General features: G+C 30.5%; 3 protein-coding genes and 1 pseudogene. 1 reads left to right on the top strand and 3 read right to left on the bottom strand.

Annotation, left to right across the window (positions count from 1 at the left end):
- Positions 1-296: 296 nt before the first annotated feature.
- The 3 genes and pseudogenes from AN486_RS26385 to AN486_RS26375 all read right to left on the bottom strand — a co-directional run.
- A pseudogene (locus AN486_RS26385) lies at positions 297-524 on the bottom strand (zinc-dependent metalloprotease); the annotation flags it as partial.
- 62 nt (positions 525-586) lie between these two features.
- Positions 587-1,087, bottom strand: a complete 501-nt coding sequence (locus tag AN486_RS26380) for a hypothetical protein (protein ID WP_290603036.1) — start codon at positions 1,085-1,087, stop codon at positions 587-589.
- Positions 1,088-1,237: 150 nt separating this feature from the next.
- A complete protein-coding gene (locus AN486_RS26375; RefSeq protein WP_290603034.1) occupies positions 1,238-1,666 on the bottom strand; it encodes a hypothetical protein in 429 nt (142 codons plus the stop codon).
- 318 nt (positions 1,667-1,984) lie between these two features.
- Here AN486_RS26375 and AN486_RS26370 point away from each other — a divergent pair.
- Positions 1,985-2,208, top strand: a 224-nt coding sequence (locus AN486_RS26370) for a transposase family protein (RefSeq protein WP_290603033.1), incomplete at its 3' end; no start/stop codon positions are given.

The following is a 2,208-nucleotide window of genomic DNA, read 5'->3' as shown; positions in this document are numbered from 1 at the left end:
TTATACAATTTGACTCATTGATTTTATTAATGAGTTTAAGTTTTAATGCTGTTTTTAAGTTTATTTCTAGAAGGATATAAGTTATGATTAAGTCTTGATAGACTAACAATAAAATTATATTATATTTTCTGCCAGAAACCACCCTCATTCTTTATTGCTTCTTATTGAGAATGTATCTGAATCAATTTTCCTATCTAAAATTTGTTTTTTTATAGATAAATGTATTCTTTTACTCATTTTTCATCAATTTACCTCCGTAATCACCGTTTGTGACAGTCAAGGGTGCGGAATGTGGGTTGTAAACCTCTCCGCAAACTAGAAATTTGTAATTTACCTTGGGGTTGCAGAACTTCCGACCAAATCCCAGATTGTAAAGTATCAAATAATTCTGGCAAGGTGAGAGATTTTCCTGGTTCACTTTTTAATTCTAAATCCTTGAGACGAGTGAGGCGATCGCTTGCCAATAAATCCCGCAACACGGCAGTCTGCACCAACAACACTAAATCATGAATCGGATAATCTAACCAATGGGTAATACCATTTCCCACCCCACCAAGGTAAATTTCCCTATTTCTGTATTATATCTTTACTCATTTTGATTATTTGCAGGTGACAACTGTTGTAATTTCAATTCTGCTTCGGAAATTTGTTTTTGCACTAATTGAAGTTGTCCTTCAGCAATCTTTTTTTGTGTTTCTAATAACTCTGTTTCCCTAACAATCTTTTGCATTCTGATTTTATGTGAATCAGTTCTACCGGGCTGAAAAATCAATCCTAGATACACTGTTACATTATTAGAATCAAGAGTATTTACACCCGCAGAAACATTAAACCCAAAATCATTTTCTGTATTCACAGGAGTATCAATAGAATGATTCAGCGGATATATATTGGGAAAGTTAAATACATTAAGATTGCTATTTTGATTAGGAGTCTGAAAAACATTATTGTAATCCCCTGTTACTTGAGAATTGCTGTTAGTGTTTTGGGGAGCAGACTGAGAGAAAGCAGGTTCATTTACCAGTAATTCCGATATTAGCAGATAACTAATGCTAGTAGTAAATAAAAAGATTTTTTTTGTGAACATAATTTGTTTTTTACCCCTGATATTGAAGACAAAATTCCAGTTTAATCGATCAAGTATTACCCTTCAAAAATTCTAACTATGTAACCATGGATTATTCTAATTGAGAATCATGATCAATTCTTTATTTTCATTATCCAAAAATTTGTTGTTTTAAGGTACATAAATAACTAAAATATGCTGGATATCACCACTCCCTCCACTTTCTTGAGAAATCTGTGTGTTTGCTCCTATCAATTCTACTCGCAAAGTAGATCCAATAGACTTGTCAACACCATTAATTTCTATAATATTTTTACCTTTCTTTAAAAGCTTCAAAAGAGAAATTTCTGTACTATTACCTTCTGTTTTTTTAATATTCTTGCCATTTAGTTTGATATTTCCAGAGAAATTATTTGCAGTATTAATTTTTAAAAGCAAGTTTTCCTTGAGATCATCCTCAGTTAAATTAATAGTCGTTTCTTGTTTGCTATCCTTGAGATAATGAGAATTAGCAAAAACTAAATTAGGCATAAAAACAGGCATACTTAGAGTTAAAATAGCGGCACAAAATGTCATGTTAACTATTTGCTTAATATTCATTTTTCCTTTGTCCTATTGTGTGGGTAATTAAAATATTTATTTTTTAAACATTGAATTTTTTAGGAAGAGTTTAGCAATACTAAACCCTTACATAAAAATCACAAAAAACGAAAAATTCCTAATTTCTAGCGATTAAAATTCTGGCTCTTGCGGTACTTTTATGGTGGAAACTCAAATAACTAAAATTTAGTACCTAAAATTTATATTCATTAAGTCTCAGACTTCAGTACCAGTAAGAGATTCCAAGATTTTAAATATGTTCAGATAGCAATGATGATATAATGATAATTATAAAATACAAAAGTTTTGGTGATAGCTATGAAATTTTCTGTAGATCAAATTCTCAATCTCCCAGATATGAAAGTGTTAGATTTTCAAGAAATCGAAGGGGCAGGAATAATTATAACAATAGAAAAAGCTGTTAATAATTCTACTTGTCCATTCTGTGAAAAAACTACCTATAGTATACATCAAAATCATTGGCGAATGATTCATGATTTATCTTGGAGTGAAAAACCAGTATTGTTAAAAATAAATCGTCG

It is taken from the genome of Anabaena sp. AL93 (assembly GCF_001672085.1).
Lineage (GTDB): Bacteria > Cyanobacteriota > Cyanobacteriia > Cyanobacteriales > Nostocaceae > Dolichospermum > Dolichospermum heterosporum.
The sequence above is the reverse complement of the archived record's forward strand: the minus strand, read 5'-3'. Positions and strand labels throughout refer to the sequence as shown.